This is a genomic window from Mesorhizobium sp. M0159 (genome assembly GCF_040322295.1).
Taxonomy (GTDB): Bacteria; Pseudomonadota; Alphaproteobacteria; order Rhizobiales; family Rhizobiaceae; genus Mesorhizobium.
This window is the reverse complement of sequence record NZ_JAMYTF010000002.1, coordinates 266703-288388: the sequence shown is the minus strand read 5'-3', so window position 1 is coordinate 288388 and position 21686 is coordinate 266703. Positions and strand designations below refer to the sequence as shown.

General features: G+C 64.6%; 20 protein-coding genes. 9 read left to right on the top strand and 11 right to left on the bottom strand.

The features are described 5' to 3' along the window. Positions 1 to 42 precede the first annotated feature (42 nt). The 7 genes from bcoG to NKJ32_RS03310 all read left to right on the top strand — a co-directional run bounded on the left by bcoG (position 43) and on the right by NKJ32_RS03310 (position 8063). Positions 43 to 954, top strand: a complete 912-nt coding sequence (gene bcoG / locus NKJ32_RS03340) for a 3-dehydrocarnitine:acetyl-CoA trimethylamine transferase BcoG (protein WP_352451615.1) — start codon at positions 43 to 45, stop codon at positions 952 to 954. 31 nt (positions 955 to 985) lie between these two features. Further along, the gene (locus NKJ32_RS03335) at positions 986 to 1615 is read left to right on the top strand and encodes an HD domain-containing protein (RefSeq protein WP_352620667.1); all 630 of its coding nucleotides are present in this window, start codon (positions 986 to 988) and stop codon (positions 1613 to 1615) included. After that, on the top strand, positions 1612 to 2685 hold the full coding sequence (locus NKJ32_RS03330; protein WP_352701688.1) for a 3-hydroxyacyl-CoA dehydrogenase NAD-binding domain-containing protein: 1074 nt from the start codon (positions 1612 to 1614) through the stop codon (positions 2683 to 2685). Before NKJ32_RS03335 ends, NKJ32_RS03330 begins: the two co-directional genes overlap by 4 nt. 4 nt (positions 2686 to 2689) lie before the next feature. Next, a complete protein-coding gene (locus tag NKJ32_RS03325; RefSeq protein ID WP_352701691.1) occupies positions 2690 to 3853 on the top strand; it encodes an acyl-CoA dehydrogenase family protein in 1164 nt (387 codons plus the stop codon). Between the two features lie 201 nt (positions 3854 to 4054). Further along, positions 4055 to 6133, top strand: a complete 2079-nt coding sequence (locus NKJ32_RS03320; protein ID WP_352620661.1) for an acetate--CoA ligase family protein — start codon at positions 4055 to 4057, stop codon at positions 6131 to 6133. After that, positions 6126 to 6908: a carnitinyl-CoA dehydratase gene (locus NKJ32_RS03315; RefSeq protein ID WP_352451620.1), complete on the top strand. Its 783-nt coding sequence runs from the start codon at positions 6126 to 6128 to the stop codon at positions 6906 to 6908. The genes NKJ32_RS03320 and NKJ32_RS03315 overlap by 8 nt, the downstream gene beginning before the upstream one ends. 216 nt (positions 6909 to 7124) lie before the next feature. Further along, positions 7125 to 8063 carry an alpha/beta hydrolase gene (locus NKJ32_RS03310; RefSeq protein ID WP_352590827.1) on the top strand — a complete coding sequence of 313 codons (939 nt, stop codon included), beginning with the start codon at positions 7125 to 7127 and terminating at the stop codon, positions 8061 to 8063. A 46-nt stretch (positions 8064 to 8109) separates the two neighbouring features. Here NKJ32_RS03310 and NKJ32_RS03305 read toward each other — a convergent pair whose 3' ends face one another. The 3 genes from NKJ32_RS03305 to NKJ32_RS03295 all read right to left on the bottom strand — a co-directional run bounded on the left by NKJ32_RS03305 (position 8110) and on the right by NKJ32_RS03295 (position 9970). Then, entirely contained in the window at positions 8110 to 8376 is a 267-nt protein-coding gene (locus NKJ32_RS03305) for a hypothetical protein (protein ID WP_352826789.1), read from the bottom strand. Between the two features lie 94 nt (positions 8377 to 8470). Continuing rightward, on the bottom strand, positions 8471 to 9256 hold the full coding sequence (locus tag NKJ32_RS03300; protein WP_023677589.1) for a DUF899 domain-containing protein: 786 nt from the start codon (positions 9254 to 9256) through the stop codon (positions 8471 to 8473). 159 nt (positions 9257 to 9415) lie between these two features. Further along, positions 9416 to 9970 (bottom strand): autotransporter, encoded by a 555-nt coding sequence (locus NKJ32_RS03295; RefSeq protein ID WP_352701696.1) that lies wholly within the window; start codon positions 9968 to 9970, stop codon positions 9416 to 9418. Between the two features lie 99 nt (positions 9971 to 10069). Between NKJ32_RS03295 and NKJ32_RS03290 the strand changes: the two genes are divergently transcribed. Further along, entirely contained in the window at positions 10070 to 10816 is a 747-nt protein-coding gene (locus NKJ32_RS03290; protein ID WP_023677587.1) for a GntR family transcriptional regulator, read from the top strand. Positions 10817 to 10980: 164 nt separating this feature from the next. Here the strand turns inward: NKJ32_RS03290 and NKJ32_RS03285 are convergent, their stop codons facing one another. From NKJ32_RS03285 to NKJ32_RS03265, 5 genes are all read right to left on the bottom strand, one after another. Beyond that, entirely contained in the window at positions 10981 to 12639 is a 1659-nt protein-coding gene (locus NKJ32_RS03285) for an FAD-binding dehydrogenase (protein WP_352634875.1), read from the bottom strand. 58 nt (positions 12640 to 12697) lie between these two features. After that, positions 12698 to 13684: a Gfo/Idh/MocA family protein gene (locus tag NKJ32_RS03280; protein ID WP_352701698.1), complete on the bottom strand. Its 987-nt coding sequence runs from the start codon at positions 13682 to 13684 to the stop codon at positions 12698 to 12700. A gap of 146 nt (positions 13685 to 13830) precedes the next feature. After that, on the bottom strand, positions 13831 to 14406 hold the full coding sequence (locus NKJ32_RS03275) for a YceI family protein (RefSeq protein WP_352701701.1): 576 nt from the start codon (positions 14404 to 14406) through the stop codon (positions 13831 to 13833). Between the two features lie 68 nt (positions 14407 to 14474). Next, positions 14475 to 15053, bottom strand: coding sequence for a cytochrome b (locus NKJ32_RS03270; RefSeq protein ID WP_352701703.1), 579 nt, complete (start codon positions 15051 to 15053; stop codon positions 14475 to 14477). A gap of 59 nt (positions 15054 to 15112) precedes the next feature. Further along, positions 15113 to 16003, bottom strand: coding sequence for a LysR family transcriptional regulator (locus NKJ32_RS03265; protein ID WP_352701705.1), 891 nt, complete (start codon positions 16001 to 16003; stop codon positions 15113 to 15115). Between the two features lie 105 nt (positions 16004 to 16108). Here NKJ32_RS03265 and NKJ32_RS03260 point away from each other — a divergent pair, with 105 nt between their 5' ends. Further along, positions 16109 to 17104 carry an aldo/keto reductase gene (locus tag NKJ32_RS03260; RefSeq protein WP_352568464.1) on the top strand — a complete coding sequence of 332 codons (996 nt, stop codon included), beginning with the start codon at positions 16109 to 16111 and terminating at the stop codon, positions 17102 to 17104. Between the two features lie 270 nt (positions 17105 to 17374). Here NKJ32_RS03260 and NKJ32_RS03255 read toward each other — a convergent pair whose 3' ends face one another. The 3 genes from NKJ32_RS03255 to pheS all read right to left on the bottom strand — a co-directional run bounded on the left by NKJ32_RS03255 (position 17375) and on the right by pheS (position 21615). After that, a complete protein-coding gene (locus NKJ32_RS03255; protein ID WP_352701707.1) occupies positions 17375 to 17977 on the bottom strand; it encodes a nucleotidyltransferase family protein in 603 nt (200 codons plus the stop codon). 37 nt (positions 17978 to 18014) lie between these two features. After that, entirely contained in the window at positions 18015 to 20423 is a 2409-nt protein-coding gene (pheT, locus tag NKJ32_RS03250; RefSeq protein WP_352701709.1) for a phenylalanine--tRNA ligase subunit beta, read from the bottom strand. 106 nt (positions 20424 to 20529) lie between these two features. Further along, the gene (gene pheS / locus NKJ32_RS03245) at positions 20530 to 21615 is read right to left on the bottom strand and encodes a phenylalanine--tRNA ligase subunit alpha (RefSeq protein ID WP_352663440.1); all 1086 of its coding nucleotides are present in this window, start codon (positions 21613 to 21615) and stop codon (positions 20530 to 20532) included. Between the last annotated feature and the right edge of the window lie 71 nt (positions 21616 to 21686).

Below are 21686 nucleotides of genomic sequence, written 5' to 3'. Positions count from 1 at the left end.
AGTCAGGCATTCTTGCCCTACGTTCTATTGGGAGAGAGTCCGATGCCGTTAGCGATGAACCGTGAGGTTTTCATTACCTGTGCCGTGACCGGGTCCGGCGGTTCGCAGGACCGCAGCCCGCATGTGCCGCGCTCGCCCAGAGAGATCGCCGATTCGGCCATCGAGGCGGCAAAGGCAGGTGCTGCAATCGTGCACTGCCATGTGCGCGATCCCGAGACCGGCAAGCCTAGGCGCGACGTGCATCTCTATCGCGAAGTAACCGAGCGCATCCGCGCGGCAGACGTCGACGTGGTGCTGAACCTGACCGCCGGCATGGGGGGTGACATGGTATTCGGCCCGCCGGAGAAGCCGCTGCCGCTGAACGAAAAAGGCACGGACATGGGCGGCGCGAGCAACCGCATGGAACATGTGCGCCAGTGCCTGCCGGAAATCTGCACGCTCGATTGCGGCACGATGAATTTCGCCGAGGCCGATTATGTCATGACCAATACGCCCGGCATGCTGCGTGCCATGGGCGGCATGATGACGGCGCTCGGCGTCAAGCCGGAGATCGAGGCCTTCGACACCGGGCATCTGTGGTTCGCCAAGCAATTGGTCGAGGAAGAAGTGCTGAAGCCGGACGCGCTGGTGCAATTGTGCATGGGCGTGCCGTGGGGCGCGCCGGACGACCTCAACACCTTCATGGCCATGGTCAACAATGTACCGTCGACCTGGAACTGGTCGGCCTTTGCCATTGGCCGCAACCAGATGGCCTATGTCGCGGCCGCGGTGCTGGCCGGCGGCAATGTCCGCGTCGGACTGGAGGATAATCTCTGGCTCGACAAGGGCGTGCTGGCGACCAATGCGCAGCTGGTCGAGCGGGCGGTCAGCATCGTGTCGAATATGGGCGCCAGGGTCATCGGCCCGGACGAAGTCCGCAAGAAGCTGAACCTGACGAAGCGCGCACCGCTTTGAAAAGCCGGTAGCCGGTTGGGAGGAGCCGCCGATGAAGACCGTGAAATTCACCGCCATGAAGGACGGCGACCGCGAGGACTATGCGTTCCTCACCGAGCACGAGATCGACTATGCGGTAAAGACCGGCGAGCGGCTGCTCGACGCGCTCGTCCAGCTTGATGCGGGCCTCTCGGGCTACAAGATCACCCGGCTCGGCCATTCACTGCAAGCGGCAACACGGGCCTGGCGCGACGGCGCCGACACCGACTGGATTGCCTGCGCCTTGCTGCACGATATCGGCGACATCTACGCGCCCTATAACCACGACGAGTATGCGGCGTCGATCCTGAAGCCTTTTGTGCGCGAGCAATGCACCTGGGTGGTGGAGAAGCACGGCGATTTCCAGCGCCTCTATTACGCCCACCACCTCGGCGGTAATCCACACGCCCGCGACCGTTTCGCCGGGCACATCTACTTCGACGATTGCGATGAGTTTTGCGAACGCTGGGATCAGTCGAGCTTCGATCCCGACTACGAGACATTGCCGATCGATTTCTTCCGGCCCTTCGTGCTCGAAGTGTTCGCGCGCAAGGCCTATGACGCATCCGTGATCCGTGCCGGCGAGCGTGTCGCCCTCACCGACCCCGCAACAGCCCGCACAAGAACCGGAGCTTCCGCATGAGCATCATCAACAAGGCGGCCGCCATCGGCGGCGGCGTCATCGGCGCCGGCTGGGTGGCGCGGCTGCTGCTCAACGGCATCGACGTGTCGATCTTCGATCCCGACCCCGAGGCGTCACGCAAGGTCGGCGAGGTGATGAAGGGAGCGCGACGCGCCTACAAGCAGATGCTGCCCGGCGGCCTGCCGAAGGAGGGCAAGCTTACCTTCGCCAAGACGATCGCCGAGGCGGTGGCCGACGCCGACTTCATCCAGGAAAGCGTGCCGGAGCGGCTCGACTTGAAGCACCGCGTGCTGGCCGAGATCGACCTTTATGCGCCGGCCAACGCCATTATCGGCTCCTCCACCTCCGGCATCAAGCCGACCGACATGCAGGTGGCGATGAAGAAGCACCCGGAGCGGCTGGTCGTCGGCCATCCGTTCAACCCCGTCTATCTGCTGCCGCTGGTCGAAATCGTCGGCGGCGAACAGACCTTTCCCGAGGCGATCGAAGTCGCCAAGGAGATGTATGCCTCGATCGGCATGAAGCCGGTGGTGATCCGCAAGGAGATCGAAGCGTTCGTCGGCGACCGGCTGCTCGAAGCGGCCTGGCGCGAGGCGCTGTGGCTGGTCAAGGACGGCATCTGCACGGTCGAGGAGCTCGACGACATCATGCGCTACGGCTTCGGCCTGCGCTGGGCGCAGATGGGCATGTTCCAGGTCTATCGCGTCGCCGGCGGCGAGGCCGGCATGCGCCACTTCATGGCGCAGTTCGGCCCGTGCCTGAAATGGCCGTGGACCAAGCTGATGGACGTGCCGGAGTTCAACGATGAGCTGGTCGAGCTGATCGCCACGCAGTCGGACGACCAGGCGCACGGTCTGTCGATCCGCGAGCTCGAAAAGATCCGCGACGACAATCTGGTCGCCATCATGGAGGCACTGTCGAAGCAGAACAAAGCCAAAGGCTGGGGTGCCGGCGCCCTGCATAAGGACTACACCAGGCAGCTGGCCAAGCTCGCGGCCAAGAAGCCCACCGCCTCCAAGGCGGCCGAAAAGGCAAAGGCTGAAAAGCCGAAGAAAAGGAAGAAAGGCTGAGACCATGGATTTTGGTCTTTCGGAGGAGCAGAAGCTCATCGTCGAGACGACGCGGGCCTTCGTCGAGAACGAGCTTTACCCACATGAGCGCGAAGTGGAGCGTACCGGCGTGCTGCGCCGCGAGCTGATCGAGGAGATCAAGGCCAAGGCGATCGAAGCCGGCCTCTATGCCGCCAACATGCCGGCCGATGTCGGCGGCGCCGGGCTCGATACGGTGACCTGGCTGCTCTATGAAAAGGAACTCGGCCGCGCCAATTACGCGCTGCATTGGACCTGCGTGGCGCGGCCTTCGAACATCCTTCTCGCCGGCACGCCGGAGCAGCGCGAAAAATATCTGTTTCCCTGCATTCGCGGCGAGAAATGGGATTGCCTGGCAATGACCGAGCCGGGCGCCGGCTCCGATCTGCGCGGCATGAAGGCAACCGCCGTGCAAGACGGCGACGACTGGGTGCTGAACGGCACCAAGCATTTCATCAGCCATGCGGACCTCGCCGATTTCGCCATCGTCTTCATGGCCTCGGGTGAGGAAGGGTCTTCGCGTGGAAAACGCAAGAAGATCACCGCCTTCTTTGTCGATAAGGGCACCAAGGGTTTTACGGTGCGCGACGGCTACCGCAACGTCTCGCATCGCGGCTACACCAATGCCATCCTCGAATTCGACGATTGCCGGTTGCCGGCCAGTCAGGTTCTGGGCGAGGTCCACAAAGGCTTCGACGTCGCCAATTCGTGGCTTGGCGCAACGCGCCTGCAGGTCGGCGCCACCTGCCTCGGCCGCGCCGAGCGGGCGCTTGGCCACGCCGTCGAATACGCCGCGCAGCGCCAGCAGTTCGGCCAGCCGATCGGCAAGTTCCAGGGCGTGTCGTTCAAGCTCGCCGACATGGCGACCGAGCTGAAGGCCGCCGACCTGATGGTGTTCGAAGCCGGCTGGAAGTACGATCAGGGTACCGTCACCGACCAGGACATGGCCATGGCCAAACTGAAGGCCACCGAGATGCTCGCCTTTGTCGCCGACGAGGCGATCCAGATCCATGGCGGCATGGGGCTGATGGACGATTTGCCGCTCGAGCGCATCTGGCGCGACGCCCGCGTCGAGCGCATCTGGGAAGGCACCTCGGAAATCCAGCGCCACATCATCTCGCGGGCGCTGCTGCGCCCGTTCGGGGGCTGAACAGCGCAATGTTTGCATTCCTTCGCGCCCCCCTCTGTCCTATCGGACATCTCCCCCTCAAGGGGGGAGATCGGCCGCCATTCCTGATTTCGCCAGTTATTGCCGTTGCATGCCTGGGGCCGGCGGCCCAACTGCCAATCTCCCCCCTTGAGGGGGAGATGCCAAGTTTTGGCAAAGAGGGCAGGGCAGAGGAGGGTGTTCATGCACAAACTTGAGCGCCTTTTGCGCCCGCGGACAATCGCGGTCTTCGGTGGCGCGCAGGCTGCCGCCGTCGTCGCGCAATCGATCAAGATGGGCTTTGCCGGCGAGATCTGGCCGGTGCATCCGAGCAAGGCCGAGGTCGCCGGCCGCAAGGCCTATCGCTCGGTGGCCGAATTGCCCGGTGCGCCGGATGCCGCTTTCGTCGGCGTCAACCGGCACTTGACCATCGAAGTGGTCAAGGCACTGGCCGAGCGCGGCGCCGGCGGTGCGGTCTGCTTCGCCGCCGGCTTCCTCGAAACCGAGGCCTATGACGAGGACGGCGAGCGGCTGCAGGCCGAGCTGGTCGCGGCGGCGGGCCAAATGCCAATCATCGGGCCGAACTGCTACGGGCTCATCAACTATGCCGACGGCGCGCTTTTGTGGCCCGACCAGCATGGCGGCATCAGGCTGCCAGAAGGCGGTCGCGGCGTTGCCATCATCACCCAGTCGTCGAACATCGCCATCAATATGACGATGCAGAAGCGCGGCCTGCCGATCGCCTTTCTGATGACCGCCGGCAACCAGGCGCAGACCGGGCTTTCCGAAATGGCGCTCGGCCTGATCGAGGACGACCGTGTCACCGCGCTCGGCTTGCATATCGAGGCTTTCGATTCGGTAGCCGGCTTCGAAAGGCTGGCGGCACGGGCGCGCGAGCTGAAAAAGCCTGTCATCGCCATGAAGGTCGGCCGCTCCGAGCAGGCGCGGCAGGCGACCGTTTCCCATACCGCGTCGCTGGCCGGCTCGGACGCAGCGTCCGGCGCCTTCCTGAAGCGGCTCGGCATCGCCCGCATCGATTCGATCCCGGCCTTCATCGAGGCGCTCAAGCTGCTGCACGTCACCGGCCCCCTGCCCGGCTACCGGCTGTCGTCGATGAGCTGTTCGGGCGGCGAGGCGTCGGTGATGGCCGACAGCGCCGAAGGCCGCTGGGTGACGTTTCCGCCACTCACCCCCGAGCACCGCGCGCATGTCAAATCGACGCTCGGGCCGCTGGTCGCGGTGGCCAACCCGCTCGACTACCACACCTTCATCTGGAACAACGAGCCGGCGATGACCGCCACCTTCACCGCGATGGTGTCGGGCGGCTTCGACCTCAACATGCTGGTGCTCGATTTCCCGCGCCCCGACCGCTGCTCGGACACCGACTGGTGGGCGACGCTGCGCGCCTTCGAAGTGGCGCTGAAGACCAACAGCGCGCAAGGCGCGATCGTCTCCTCGCTGCCGGAGAACCTGCCCGAGGAATACACTGCCGGCCTGATGGCGCGGGGCATGGTGCCGCTGTTCGGCATCTCCGAAGCCATGGACGCCGCCCAGGCGGCGGCCTTCATCGGCTGGGCCTGGCGCGAGCCGCAGGCGCAGCCGATCGACACTTCGGCGTCCGGCGCGCCGGTCGGCGACCATGTCACGCCGGACGAGGCCGAGGCGAAGGCGCGGCTCATTGAGGCCGGGCTCCCCGTGCCGAAGGGCGAGCGCGCCGGCAACGCGGTCGAAGCTGTCATCTCCTCGATGGCGCTCGGCTTCCCGGTGGCGCTGAAGGCCCTTGGTGTCATCCACAAGTCCGAGCTCGACGCGGTCCGGCTCAATTTGAGGGATGCCGAATCCGTCAGCACCGCCGCCCACGATCTCGGCCCGCTCGGCACGGGCCTTTATGTCGAGCGCATGGTGCGCGACGGCGTCGCCGAGCTGCTCGTCGGCTTCACCCGCGACCCGATGTTCGGCGCGGTGATGACGCTCGGCACCGGCGGCGTGCTGGTCGAGCTGTTGCGCGACAGCGTCACGCTGATGCTGCCGGCGACCCGCGACGATATCGAGGCCGCTTTGCGCGGGCTGAAACTGTTCCCGCTGCTCGACGGCTATCGCGGTCGGCCGAAGGCCGATGTCGCAGCGGCAATCGATGCGATATCGGGCATTGCCGCTTTCGTGCAGCAAAACGCCGGCGAGATCGAGGAACTCGACATCAATCCGCTGATCGTCTGCACCGAAGGCAAGGGCGCCTGGATCGCCGATGCGCTGCTGGTGCTTGGAGACAAGAAGAATGTCTGAAATCATTTCGACCCGCCGCGAAGGCGCTGTCCTCGAAGTCACGCTCGACCGGCCCAAGGCCAATGCCATCGACCTGAAGACGTCGCGGCTGATGGGCGAGACTTTCAAGGCGTTTCGCGACGATCCCGACTTGCGCGTCGCCATCGTCAAGACCGCCGGTGACAAGTTCTTCTGCGCCGGCTGGGACCTGAAGGCCGCGGCCGGCGGCGACGCGGTCGACGGCGACTACGGCGTCGGCGGCTTCGGCGGGCTGCAGGAACTGCGCGATCTCAACAAGCCGGTGATCGCCTGCGTCAACGGCATGGCGGTCGGCGGCGGCTTCGAACTGGCGCTATCCTGCGACCTCATCTATGCATCGGATCACTCCTCCTTCGCGCTGCCCGAAATCCGCGCCGGCACGCTTGCCGATGCGGCGACGATCAAGCTGCCGAAGCGCATCCCCTACCATGTCGCCATGGACCTTCTGCTCACCGGCCGCTGGATGGATGTCGCCGAGGCGCATCGATGGGGCCTGGTCAACGAGGTGCTGCCCAAGGAAAGACTGGAGGACCGCGTCTGGGAGATCGCGCGGCTGCTCGCCAGCGGCCCGCCGCTGGTCTTCGCCGCGATCAAGGAGACGGCCCGGGTCGCAGAATCGCTGACTTTCCAGGACGCGATGAACCGGGTGACGCGCCGGCAACTGTCGACGGTTGACGCACTCTACGGCTCGGAGGACAATCTCGAGGGCTTTCGCGCCTTTGCCGAGAAGCGCGATCCGGTGTGGAAGGGGAAGTAGTGGTATTGCAGGAATGATGGCGCTCACCCCCCTCTGTCCTGCCGGACATCTCCCCCTCAAGGGGGGAGATTGGATGTCATCATCGCTTTCGCCAATTGTCGACGCCGGAGAAAAGGCGGTTTCGCCGAAGCTGCCGATCTCCCCACTTGAGGGGAAGATGGCCGGCAGGCCAGAGGAGGGTGTTCAGGCGGATTCATTGCGATCCATTCAGCGCCCATGACCGACTACAAAACCCTCATCGACGCCGAGACCTGGGCCTTCATCGAGCGGACCAATTCTTATTATCCGCCCGATACGATCGACTACACCATCGCCGAGCAGCGCGAGATCTACAACCGGATGTGCCGCGAGTTCTTTGCCGGCTATCCCCAAGGCGTCACGGCGGAAACCACCGCCATTGCCACACCCTGGCACATTCCGATCCGCGTCTACCGCGCCCCGGCGCCGGAAGCTTCGGCGATGGTGCTTTATTTCCATGGCGGCGGTTTTATCCTCGGCGGGCTCGACAGCCACGACGACCTCTGCGCCGAGCTTTGCGGCCGCACCGGCTATGAAGTGGTTTCGGTCGACTACCGGCTGGCGCCTGAGCACCTTCATCCGGCCGCCTTCGACGACGCCATCAGCGCCTTCGAATGGGCGGCGGCGACTTACGAGCGTCCTGTCCTGCTCTGCGGCGACAGTGCCGGCGGCAATCTCGCCGCCGCTGTCAGTCACGCAACGCGCGGCCATGCGCGCAAGCCGATCGGCCAGATTCTGGTCTATCCCGGCCTTGGCGGCGACAGCTCCGCCGGTTCCTACGTCACCCACGCGGAGGCGCCGATGCTTACCGCGCGCGACCTCGTTTTCTACAGGGACATCAGGACCGGTGGCGACGATCGCACCGGCGATCTCACTCTGTGGCCGCTCGCCGACGCCGAGTTCGCCAATCTTCCGCCCACCGTCGTGATCACCGCTGAATGCGACCCGCTGTCGTCGGACGGCGAAGCCTATCGCGACCGCATCGTTGCCGCGGGCGGGCGCGCCTGGTGGCTCGAGGAGCCGGGGCTGGTGCATGGCTATTTGCGCGCCAGGCACACGGCCGGCCGCGCCCGCTCGAGCTTTACCCGGATTGTCGATGCGGTAGCGGTTTTGGGAAGGGGCGAGTGGATCTGGTGAGGGATGTCTTCCCGACCAGAACGGGCCTTTGTCGGCCGGTACAGCTCTATTTGCGGCGGCGTCGCCGGCCGGAAACCTGCTTCAGCCAAGGTCCTAAATGAAAGCCGCTCATCAGCAGGTACATCGGGACCATGCCGCCCAGCGGTGACGCCTCTTGCCCGGTCGAGCACATCATGTCCGGCACGCCGCCGAGAAGCGTCAGCAGCGCCATGGTTGCGAAGGTCGGCGCGGCCGCAAAGGACAGCCAATCGGCTGCACTATGGCCGGCCGGGCTCGCATCGCCGGTGGATCCGCCTGCATGAATCTCGCTCATGTCCGTTGTCCTGCATAGCGAGCGGGATGCGGTCGAACCGTGCATCCCGCTCCTCCAATTGTCCTGGCCGCATTTGCGCGACGCCAAAGACGTTCTATTCAGTGCGGTTCCGGAACGCGGCCTCTCCGGCGTCCGACACCTCGACCCACTTTTTGTCGGGAACGGCTTCGGCGCCGTAATTGTCGTGCCAGTTCCACCACTTGTACGTCGGCGTCTGCGGATAGCCCTCGGGCGAATCCTCCCAAACCTCCTGGCGGCCGAGCGGCGACAGGTCGAGATAGCTCCATACGGTCCCCATCGCCTCGTCGCCGCGGTTGTTAATGAAGTAGGTACGGAACACGCGATCACCGTCGCGGATGAACACGTTGTGGCCGTGCCATTCGTCAACGCCGAAATCGGCATCGAAGCTGTCGGTGATGGTGTACCAGGGCATCTTCCAGTCCATCCGCGCCTTCAGCCGCGCAATGTCGGCCTGCGGTGCGCGCGAGGCGTAGGCAAGCGTGGTGTCGCGGGCGTTCAGATGGGCAAGATTGCCGACCTGGTCCGCCCCCAGCGAGCAGCCGCGGCAAGCGTGGTCGGGCCAGCCGAATACGCCGGGCTCGAAGAAGGCGCGGTAGACGATCAGCTGACGGCGGCCCTCGAACAGGTCGAGCAGGCTCACCTTTCCGTCGGGGCCCTCGAACGTATAGGTCTTCTCCACCGCCATCCACGGCATCCGCCGGCGCTCGGCGGCCAGTGCGTCGCGAGCCCGGGTCACAGTCTTCTCCTTCACGAGCAACTGCTGGCGCGCGGCCTCCCACGCGTCAGGCGAAACGACCGGTGGTGTCTTCATCGCGAGCCGCGTCGTCTGCTCGCCTGTGCCATTCTGATGTGCCGTCATTGTGCATCTCCCTTGCTGGTTTGTCGCCGCACCGGCGCGACGTGTTGGGTCGTGAGCCAGGATAGGGGCGATAGCGGATTGGCGAGAGTGACAAGTGTGACGCGATTCCGACGGGTCCGCTGATCACGGCCAATTTCGCCGCCCGCGACGCCCCTGCGCTCATTCGTGCCCGGACTGCTGAATGGGCCGAGCGCCGGCCAGATAGCGGTCATTGTCAAACGGCTCGGCGTGGTTGCTGTCCGGACTCCACAGCTGCCGGTGGGTTCGTGTGAGATCGCCGAGGTAGACATGCAGCGCACCCGATCGCGCACCGCCCGTATTCGCAACCGCATGCACGGTATTTGACGCCATGTGCACCACGGCAGGCGCTGCGATGTCCTGCCTTTCGGGAACATCGAGTTCGCTGCCGGCAACGGGATAGATGAAGTTCGTCTCGCTGCCCTTGTAGATGCCGATCAAGGCATCCATCAGGTGGTTGTGAGGCGGGTACTGCAGGCCGGGCGACAGAGTGATGTGATAGATCGTCAGGTTCGGACTCGCATGCAGAAGCACCTCGTCGTCGTCTTCTTCGTGAGCGAGTGTTCCCGATGCGTGAAAGCGGTTGGTGTAGTCGCCCAGGACCGTCCTTACCGCTTCGAGGGGACCTGGCCCCTTCGCGGCATTGACGATATCATCGGCAGCGGCGTAGAGAGGCGAGTTGGCGGGTAAAGGCATATCAGTTATCCTCCCTGAGATGCTCAGATTATCAATCTGAGATGCTCACGCTAGCGAATGCTGATGCCAGCGTCAACCGGACAGCCAGACGGACAGAATATGAAAACGACGAAGTTGACCGCCGAACCGGCAAGGCCGGCCACGGTCGAGGCGACAGCACTGTCAGCCGCCGACGTCCTTCGCAGGGAACAGGCATATGAGCAGCTGAGGAACGACATCATTGCCTGCGTGTTGCGCCCCGGCGAAGCGCTGACGGAGAAACAGATCGGTGATCGATACCAGATCAAAAAGGCGACCATCCGCGCGGCGCTGGCCCGACTGATGCAGGAAGGACTGGTCAGGAGCGAGCCGCGCCGCGGCTACGTCGTTGCTACGCTCAGCCTGCGGGATGTCAACGAGATCTTCGATGTCCGCAGCTTGATCGAGCCGGAAGTGTTCAGGGTGGCGGCATCGAACATGACCGAGCGCGGGCTCGAGGATGTCAGGCTGGCAGCGCAAAAAGTGCTGAAGCCGGAGACGCTACGCAGCCACGTTGCCTTTCTTGCGGCCGACCGTGCCTTTCGTCTGGCCCTTGCGGAGCTCTCGGGAAATTTACGACTGGCGCATCTCCTGGACCAGATACTCGACCAGTCGGCGCGGGTTCTCCACCTCGGCTTCAAGTCCCGCGACTTCACCCAGTTGATCATCGCCCAGCAAAAGGAGCTGGTCCTTGCCTGCGAGGCAGGCGAGGTTTCCGCCATCGTCAAACTTGCCCGTTCGCAGTGCCTGTCTCTCAAGAAGCAGGTGCTCGAGGCTTTGCTTGCCGGTTCCAAGCTTCAAGACGTCAATTTGCAGCCCTTCGCCTAGAGCGGTTCCGGTTCTCCTGGAACCGGTAACCCGCTCTAACCATCTGTTTTGCCGCATTTATGCGGACGCCAAATGATTCCATTTTGGCTGCAAAATGCTCTAAGGGAAGTTGGCCATTCGGTGCAATCGCCACCTTGGCGCAACGGCCGCCGGCGGGCCTTGTTTCACCCCACCGCGCGTGCCGCCGCCCGTCCGGCACTGCGGCCGGAAAAGATGCAGCCGCCGAGAAACGTGCCTTCGAGCGCCGCATAGCCGTGCATGCCGCCGCCGCCGAAACCGGCGGCCTCGCCCGCCGCGTACAGCCCCTCGACTGGTTGGCCGCCGGCGCCCAGCACGCGGCTGTCGAGGTCAGTCTCCAGCCCACCGAGCGTCTTGCGGGTCAAGATGCTGAGCCTGACGGCAATCAGCGGGCCATTGGCGGGATCGAGCAGCTTGTGCGGCCTAGCCGTGCGGATCAGCCGGTCGCCGAGATAGGCTCGCGCGCCGCGCAACGCAGTAATCTGCATGTCCTTGGAGAACGGATTGTCGAGCTGCCGGTCGCGGGCGCGGATTTCGCGCTCAACCTGCGCCAGTTCGAGCAGCGGCTCGCCGCCGGCCACTGCGTTCATGCGGGCGACCAGCGCCGGCAAATCAGGCTCGACGATGAAATCCTCGCCCTTCTCCATGAACGCCTTGACCGGCGCGGGCACGCCGCTGGTGGCGCGGCCGAGCACCTGGCGCCAGCTCTTCCCCGTCAGATCGGGGTTCTGCTCGGAGCCCGACAGCGCGAACTCCTTCTGGATGATCTTTTTGGTCAGGATGAACCAGGAATGATCGAAGCCGGTGCTCATGATGTGGCTGAGCGTGGCCAACGTGTCGAAGCCGGGATAGAGCGGGACCGGCAGGCGCTTGCCGCGCGCATCGAGCCACAGCGATGACGGGCCGGGCAGGATGCGGATCGCATGATCGGTCCAGATCGGTGCCCAGTTCCTGACGCCCTCGACATAGTGCCACATGCGGTCGCGGTTGATCAGCCGGCCGCCGGCGGCTTCGGCGATCGCCAGCATGCGGCCGTCGACATGATCGGGAACGCCAGTGATCATGCGTTTCGGCGGCGCGCCCATCCGCTTCGGCCAATTCTCCCGGACCAGCTGGTGATTGGCGCCGATGCCGCCGGAGGCGACGATGACGGCCTGCGCCTTCAGCTCGAAATCGCCGGTGATCTCGCGCGAGCTCTTGCGGCCGCGCTCGGCATCGCTCGCCGCCAATAGGTCGCCGCGCACGCCGTCGACGACGCCGCCCGTCCGCGTCAATTCGTTGACCCGGTGACGGAATTTGAAGCGGATCAGCCCGCGCTTCTCGGCCTCGCGTACGCGCTGCGCGAACGGTTCGAGCACGCCAGGGCCGGTGCCCCAGGTGATGTGGAAGCGCGGCACCGAATTGCCGTGGCCGACGGCATTGCCGCCGCCGCGCTCGGCCCAGCCGACCACCGGAAAGAATTTCAGGCCGCGCTGCATGAGCCAGGAGCGCTTCTCGCCGGCGGCGAAGCCGAGATAGGCCTCGGCCCAGCGGCGCGGCCAGAGATCTTCCGTGCGGTCGAAGGCTGCGGTGCCCAGCCAGTCCTCGAGCGCCAGCTCATACGAATCGCGGATGCGCATGCGCCGTTGTTCGGGCGAATCGACAAGGAAGATGCCGCCGAGCGACCAGAATGCCTGGCCGCCAAGCGACTGTTCCGGCTCCTGCTCGACGATGATGGTCTTCTTGCCGGCCGCAGTCAGTTCGGCCGCAGCGACAAGGCCGGTAAGGCCGGCGCCGACAATGATCACATCCGCATCGTCGGACATCTATTTGGCCATGATCTTGTCCAAAAACCGGTCCCCACTTTTTGGGATCATGGCCGGCCTAGACTGTTTCCCAGCCTTCCTTCTCGCCGGCGCGGAAGATGGCATCGATGACCTTCTGGTTGAGCACCGATTCTTCCAGAGTGAAGACGCGGTCCTTGCCGCCCTGGGCCGCCCGCGCAAAGGCCTCGACTTCCAGCCGGTATTGCTGCGTGCCGGGAAAGCGGAACACCTGCGCCTCGCTGTGGTTCTGGTTGTGCAGCTCGACGCGGTGATGGTCGTAGAGCCCGGCGTTGAACGGTGAGAACACCTCGATGAAGCCCTTCTCGCCGTGCAAGACCATCACCTGGCGTGCCGCCATCTGCGTCGACAGGTAAAACGACAGCTCGAAGTCGCCGAAATCGGCGCGGATCGAGGAATAGATGTCGGTGCCGAATGTCTTGTCGCGCTCGATCGTCGCCTGGACGCGCAGAGGCTCCTTGCCGGTCGAAAAGCGCGTCGATACCGTCGGATAGACGCCGATGTCGGGCAGCGCGCCGCCGCCGAGATCGAGCTTGTTGCGCATGTTGTTGGGGTCGACATTGTAATAGGAGAACGCGCCCTGGACATGGCGCAGCCGGCCGATGGCGCCGTTGGCGATCAGGTCGCGCACCTTGATCCACTGCGGATGGTAGACGACCATGAAGGCTTCGCAGACCAGCACCTTCCTGGCATCGCGCAGCTTGATCAGCGGCGGAATGTCCTTGGCATCGAGCGCCAGCGGTTTTTCGACCAGGACATGCTTGCCGGCCTCGATCGCCTTGGCCGTCCATTCGACATGCTGCGAGGTCGGCAGCGGAATGTAGACGCCGTCGATGTCGCTGGAGGCGAGCAGCTCCTCATAGGAGCCGAACGCGTGGCGCGCACCGAAGCGTTCGCCCAGCGCCCGCGCTTTCGACAGATCGCGGCTGGCAATCGCGGACAGCACGCCGTTCTCCGCCTCGACGATTGCCGGCAAAAGCTGCTCGCGGCCGATCTTGGCCGTCGACAAAACACCCCATCGGAACATCAGATTTCTCCTCTCGATTGCAGGCCTGGAGGTTTGCCTGAAATCGGCGGAAAAGCCAATGCAGGAGCATGGCGGCGAACAGGGCGATCATCTGCGGCTTGTCCGGATGCCGGCGCTGCCCTTGCGGAACCTGGGTCCTGCAAAGGCTATCCCCGCTTGCCGGTCAGCGTCATGTCGAAGTCGACGACGTTGGAATAAATCGGCGTGCCGACATCCATGCCGTAGCGCGACCGCAGCACCTTGCCGGTGACGTGGAATTTTATCGTACCCGCCTTGAGGCCACCGAGATCGGCCGTGAACTTTTCCTGAAAGGTCTTGCCGCGCGCCGTCAGCCGGCCGGTGACAAGGGCTGACGTGTCGCCGGTCCGTTTGACGCTGGTCGAACGGAACTGGATCTCCGGATTGTTGGCCGCGTCGAAGACTGCGTCCGAGCGGAGAAAGGCATCGATGCGGCTTTGGCCGGTACCGACGCTTTCGGGGAAGATGGTGAAATTGACCTGGGACCGGCCGACATCGCTGTTGTCGATGAGGATACTGCCCTTGAAGCGGGAGAAAGCGCCGTCGAGCCCGCCGCCGCCGAGCTTGCCGATGGAGAAGTGGATGCTGGAACTCCCCGGGCGGATGATGTAGCTGCCGGCCGCGTCGCCGAGGGCAACGGCGGCGAAAACAGGCATGGCAAAACAAGCGGCGGCGGCCGCAAATCCGAAGATGCGCGCGTACATGGAAATGGTCCTCTTGGCAGGCAACGCTTTCTTGCGTCCTCGCCCCATCAACGAATGAGCGGTCCGCTCTATTCCCTGTCGTGATGTGACGAAGCCTTGATCATGCGCGTCAGCACGGTATCCCTCAGCCAGAAATGATGGCGCAGCGCTGCGGCGAGATGCAAAGCGACAAGTCCGATGCCGGCATAGGCGAGATACCAGTGCGTCGCTGCCCAGAAGCTTTCTGCCGTGTCCGATTCACCGAGCGGCAGATTGGGCATGACGAACAGATTGAACGGCACGCTCGGGATCTCCAGCACCGAGACCGAGACCAGCGCCCAACCGGACAACGGCAGAGCGAGCTGAAACGCATAAAGCGCGAGATGGACCAGCGGCGCCATCCGGCGCTCGAACGGGCCGACCGAGCGCGGCAGCGGCGGGGCCGGTCTGCCAAGGCGCCAGGCGATGCGCAGGATGACCAGTCCAAGCAGCAGGAAGCCGAAGGATTTATGCAGCTGGATCAGCTCGAAGGCGGTGCGCTGGCTGGACAGCCGCACCATGACGAAGCCGAGCACGAACTGGCCGATAAAGAGCGCCGCGATCAGCCAGTGAAGGATGATCGCCGTCCAGCCGTAGCCGGCCGTCTGGTTTTTGGGCAGTGCTGACATGGTCGGTGAACGAATGCCAGGTCGGCTTTCTTCCACCCTCACCCCTGTGTAGGGTTGGCTTACTCGCCGACCTTGAAAAAATCGACAAAGGCCCTGAGCGCCGGCCGCATCTGGCGGCGGCTGGGGTAATAGACGAAGAAGCCGTCGAAGCGCGGGCACCAGTCCTCCAGCACGCGAACGAGCTTGCCGGCGGCGAGCGCGTCGCGGACATAGTCCTCGAACACGAAGGCGAGCCCGGCGCCGTCGACCGCGGCGTTGGCAATCAGATGGTCCTCGTCGAGGATCAGCGGCCCTTGCACCGGTATCTCGATCTCCTCGCTGTTTTGCTCGAATTCCCAGCGGTAGAGAACGCCGCTGGAAAAGCGGAAACGGATGCAGCGGTGAGCGGCGAGATCGTGCGGATGCTGCGGCTTGGGCACGGTCTCGAAATAGGATGGCGCGCCGACCACGGCGCCGCGAAGGTCTGGTCCGATGCGCACCGCGATCATGTCGCGTTGCAGGCTCTCGCCCAGTCGCACACCGGCATCGAAGCCGCCCTCGACGACGTCGGTGAAGCGGTCCTCGATGACGATCTCCAGCACGATGTCGGGATAGGCAGCAGCAAAGGCGCCGAGCCTTGGCGTCAGCGCCAGGTGGGCGGCGGTGCGCGGCACGGTCAGCCGGAGATTGCCCGCCGGCCGGTCGCGCGCCTCGATCGCCGATTCCAGCGCCAGGTCGATTTCCGACAGCGCCGGCCTGAGGCGCTCGAGCAGTTGCGCGCCCTCCTCGGTCGGAGCGACGCTGCGCGTGCTGCGCGCCAGCAGGCGAACGCCAAGACACGCTTCCAGGCTGGACACCGCATGGCTGACCGCCGATGGCGCGATTGCCAGTTCCTTGGCGGCGCCACGAAAACTGCCGCACTGGGCGACGGTTGCCAGCACCGCGAGCTGTGAAAGATGGGTTCGCTGCATTGATCTATTTCTTGGAACAGCCCGTACACATGAGAGCCGATTATCGAACTCAGTGCAAGACGCTATCTCTGCGGCATCACAACCATCACAACAAGGAGACACGTGATGCAAACCCGCAAGCTTGGCAATAAACTTGACGTCTACCCGGTCGGCCTCGGCTGCATGGGGATGAGCTTTGCCTATGGTGGCCAGCCGGAGGCGGAGGCGATTGCCACGCTGCGCCATGCCGTCGAGATCGGGGTCAATTTCTTCGACACGGCCGAGGTCTATGGCCCTTACGAGAACGAGATCCTGGTCGGCAAGGCGCTGAAGCCGGTGCGTGACAAGGTGACGATCGCAACCAAATTCGGCTTCAAGATCCTCGAAGAAGGCAGCGGCATGGAGCGCATGGCCGGTGTCGATAGCCGCCCGGAGCATGTCAAGGCGGTGGCCGAAGCGTCATTGAAGCGGTTGGATACGGAGGTGATCGATCTCTATTACCAGCACCGCGTCGACCCCAACGTGCCGATCGAGGATACGGTCGGCGCCATGGCCGAGCTGGTGCGCGAGGGCAAGGTGCGGGCGCTCGGCCTGTCGGAGGCGAGTGCGGCGACCATCCGCCGGGCGCATGCCGTGCACCCGATCGCCGCCGTGCAGAGCGAGTATTCACTGTGGAGCCGCGATCCGGAGGGGGAAGTGTTTGCCGTCTGCCGCGAGCTCGGCATCGGCTTTGTCCCCTATAGCCCGCTCGGCCGCGGCCTGCTCACCGGCACGATCGCCAAGCCCGATGTTCTCGGCGCCGACGACTGGCGCCGCGGGTTGCCGCGCTTCCAGGCCGACGCCATGGCGGCCAATGCGGCGGTCGTCGCCGTGCTGGAAAAGATGGCCGCCGGGAAGGGCGTGACGCCGGCGCAGCTGGCGCTCGCCTGGGTGCTGCATCAGGGCGACTTCATTGTCCCGATCCCTGGTGCGCGAAAAATGCGCCATCTGGAGCAGAATACGGCGGCAGCCGATATCGTGCTGAGCCAGGCCGAGGTGGCATCCATCGGCGACGCCCTGTCGCCGGAAAAGGTGGTCGGCAAGCGCTATACCGAGGAGCTGCTGGCGCTGGTTAACGGGTGAACGGCAATCGACGGCCTAATCGAAACGGGGCGTTTCGGCACCCCTTTTTGACTAATGCGGTGCGATGCAAAGCGTTGTGAGACCTCGGCGCGAGGCACCCCCCTCTGTCCTGCCGGACATCTCCCCCTCAAGGGGGGAGATTGGCAGTTCCCGCGCCCTGCCCGCCCTTCCGGCGCCGGTGATTGGCGAAAGCCGAGGCGACATCCGATCTCCCCCCTTGAGGGGGAGATGCCTGGCAGGGCAGAGGGGGGTGCCTCGCGCCGACATTTCCTACCAAGGCACGACACTGATCTCCGGCCAGTTCTCCCTGGCACGCGCGCCCTTCATCTCGTGCGTCTGCCGATTATCCAGTGTACGGTTCGGGGTAACGCGAAACGAGAAGATGTCGTCGAGCCCGAACGGCGCCACGGGCGCGAGTTGCCCATCGGTGCCGAATCTAACCCCGACCGCATGGGTTTTCGAAGCGAAATAGGACAGCGCCTCGGCGGACGACGACAGTCTGGGATAGGAACCGCCAAAGCGCGCCTCAAACCACAGATGCACCCGCGCCTGGTTGCGCACTTCGACCGGCAGCGTCAGTCCTTCAAACTGCTTCGCCGCCCGGCGGATGACCGTGTCCTCGGCTTCATAGGACAGATCGCTCTCATCGAAATAGAACAGGTCGACATCCCGGATGCCGTACCCCGAGGGCTTTCCGGTCAGATGATTCCAGACGCTGTTGTAAAGCGCGCCGGAAACGACCAGCCAGTCGGGGAGGTCGAGACCGCGTACCCGCGACAGCGTCTCACTGACCAGCGGATCGGCTGAGACGATATCGAGAAAGACTGCACGCTGTTCCTCAAAGGGCAGCCCTGAATAGCGCAGATGGTCCATCGCCCTTTGGAGGGCGATTCGCCATATGTCCGCAAGCTCAGCCGCGCAGCACGCCGCCGGTCTGCTTGCCGACATTCTCGACGATGCGCTTGGCCAGCGCCTCGAAATCGTCGTCGGTCAGCGTCTTTTCGACCGGCTGGATCGACACTTCGATAGCGATCGATTTCTTCGCCGCGCCGAGCGCTGCACCCTCGAAAACATCGAACACCGAGACGCCGGAAATCAGCTTTCGGTCGGCGGCAAGGGCGGCGCGAACGAGTGTGCCGGCTTCGACCGCCTTGTCGACGACGAAGGCGAAATCGCGCTTGACCGCCTGGAAGGCGGACAGATCCAGCCTCGGCTTTGTTCGCGTCGGCTTGGCCTTCGGCTCAGGCACGGTATCGATGAACACTTCGAAGCCGCAGAGCGGGCCGGAGACGTCCAGCCCCTCCAGCGTCTTCGGGTGGAACTCGCCAAACGTGCCAAGGATTACCTTCGGCCCAAGCTTGATCGTGCCGGAGCGGCCGGGATGATACCAGGCCGGGCCGCCAGCCTCGATCTGCAGCCGCTCGACCGGCGCGCCGCAGGCTTCGAGTGCTGCGATCGCATCGGCCTTGGCATCGAAGACGCCGACGGCGCCGGCATTGCCGGCCCAATGGCGGCCGGAGCCCTCGAGCCTGGCGGTGCCGCGCCGCACGCCGGCGGCAACACGCCGCTGCTGGTCGGCGCCGTCGCCCTCGTAAGTGCCCGACACTTCGAACAGCGCGACATCGCCGATGCCCCTGTCGGCATTGCGCTGTGCTGCCGCAATCAGCCCCGGCAGCAGCGACGGCCGCATGTCCGACATATCGGCGGCGATCGGGTTGGCAAGCTTCAGCGCCTGCTGGCCGCCGCCGAACAATTCGGCGTGTTTTGCCGGAACGAACGACCAGGTGACGGCCTCCATCATGCCGCGCACGGCAAGCGCCCGCTTGGCGGCGCGGGTGCGGATCTGCAGCACAGTCAGGATCCTGGCGTTGACCGCATCGTGCGAACCAAGCGGCTGCGGCGCGATATTGTCGACGCCGTGGATGCGCATGACCTCCTCGACCAGGTCGGCCTTGCCGTCGACATCCGGCCGCCAGGACGGGACCGCCACATTGACGACATCGCCCGTGCCCTCCGGCTTGAAGCCGAGGCGGGCTAGAATGTCGAGGCTCGTCGCGCGCGGCACTTCGATGCCGGTCAGCCGCTTCACTTCCGACAATGGGAACGAGACGATCTTCGGCTGATGGCCGGCATAGCCGACGACTTCGGTTTGCGCCGGCGTACCGCCGCAGAAATCGAGCACCAGCTTCGTTGCCAGCTCCAAGCCGGGAACCATCATTTCCGGGTCGACGCCACGCTCGAAGCGGTAGCGTGCGTCGGTGATGATGCCGAGCGCGCGGCCGGTGCGGGCGGTGGTGATCGGGTCCCAAAGCGCCGACTCGATCAGCACGTCGGTGGTGTTCTCGTCGCAGCCGGAATGCTCGCCGCCCATGATGCCGGCAATCGATTCGATGCCGTCCTGGTCGGCGATGACGCACATCTCCGGCGTCAGCGTGTATTCGCGGCCGTCGAGCGACAGCACCTTTTCGCCATCACGCGCCCGGCGCACGGCGAGATTGCCGGTGACCTTCGCAGCGTCGAAGACATGCAGCGGCCGGCCGCGGTCGAAGGTGACGTAATTGGTGATATCGACGAGCGCGCTGATCGGCCTCAAGCCGATGGCGAGAAGCCTTTGCTGCAGCCATTTCGGCGACGGTCCGTTCTTGACGCCGCGCACCAGGCGCAGCGCAAAGCCGGGACAGAGCTCCGGCGCTTCGATCGTCACCTTGACCGGCGTCTCGCCCTTGCCGGGGATCGGCTCTATCGGCGCGCTCTTCAGCGTGCCGAGCCCGCTCGCCGCCAGATCGCGGGCGATGCCATGGACACTGGTCGCATCCGGCCGGTTCGGCGTCAGATTGATCTCGATCAGCGGGTCGTCGAGATGGGCATAGGCGGCGAAGCTGGTACCGACCGGCGCATCGGCCGGAAGGTCGATGATGCCGTCATGCTCCTCGGACAATTCGAGCTCGCGCTCGGAGCACATCATGCCGTGGCTTTCAACGCCGCGGATCTTGCCGACGGTCAGCGTCACGTCGATGCCGGGAATATAGGTGCCCGGTGCTGCAAAGGCGCCGACCAGGCCCGCGCGGGCGTTCGGCGCTCCACACACGACCTGCACCGGCGGCTTGCCGTCGCCGGTGTCGACGGTCAGCACGCGAAGCCGGTCGGCGTCGGGATGCTGGACCGCCGTCACCACCTTGGCGATGACGAAGGGAGCCAGGCTCGCCCGGTCGTCGACATGCTCGACCTCGAGGCCGATCGAGGTGAGACGCTCGACGATTTCCGCCAGCGAGGCGTCGGTCTCGAGATGATCCTTGAGCCAGGAGAGGGTGAGTTTCATGACTGTGTTCCGTCTGGTCTGGGCACGCTGCACTTGAAGCTATGCGGCCGCGCGTCGGACATGTGCAGGAAGGCGAGCTGCCCGCGGATTTGCTGGGGCCCGGTCGTCACGCGCTCAAGCCCCCGAACAGCGTCGGCATGTCAAGCGGCCTAAAACCGTAATGCGACAGCCAGCGCACATCGGCGTCGAAGAAGGCGCGCAGATCCGGCATGCCGTATTTCAACATGGCGATGCGGTCGATGCCCATGCCCCAGGCGAAGCCCTGGTATTCGTCGGGATCGAGCCCGCCGTAACGGAGCACATTGGGGTGGACCATGCCGCAGCCGAGGATCTCCATCCAGTCCGAGCCCTCGCCGAAGCGCACCTCGCCGGGCCGCGAACGGTCGCACTGGATGTCGACCTCGAGGCTGGGCTCGGTGAACGGGAAGAAGGACGGCCGGAAGCGCATCTTGACGCTCGGCACTTCGAAGAAGGCCTTGCAGAACTCCTCCAGCACCCATTTCATGTTGGCGACGTTGGCCGATTTGTCGATCACCAGCCCCTCGACCTGATGGAACATCGGCGAGTGGGTGGCATCGGAATCCTGCCGGTAGGTCTTGCCGGGAATGACGATGCGGATCGGCGGCTTCTGCATCTCCATGGTGCGGATCTGCACCGGCGAGGTGTGGGTGCGCAAAAGCTTGCGCTCGCCCTGCGCGTCCGGCTGGAAGAAGAAGGTGTCGTGCATCTCGCGCGCCGGGTGGCCTTCCGGGAAGTTCAGCGAGGTGAAATTGTAATAGTCGGTCTCGATGTCCGGACCTTCGGCGATGGCAAAGCCGAGATCGCCGAAAATCGCCGCGATCTCGTCGATAACCTGGCTGATCGGATGGATGCGGCCGCGCTCGGCCGGCGATTGCCTGACCGGCAAGCTGACGTCGACCTTCTCGGCGGCAAGCCGTGCCGTGATCGCCACATCTTTCAGCTCGGCGCGGCGCGCCGAAAGTGCCTCGGTGACGCGGTTCTTGAGGCCGTTGATTGCCGGGCCTTTGACCTGTCGCTCCTCGGCGCTCATCGAGCCGAGTGTCTTCAGCATCTCGGAAACCGAGCCCTTCTTGCCAAGGGCAGAGACACGCACCGCCTCGATCGCCTGCTCGTCGGCGGCCGAGGCGATCTCGGCCATCAGGGAATTTTCGAGAGTTTCCATGTCACTCATGTTCCAGATCCGATTGGAAGCAAAGAAAAACCCGCGCCAGCCCTGCCAGCGCGGGTTTCCCAAATCAAGTG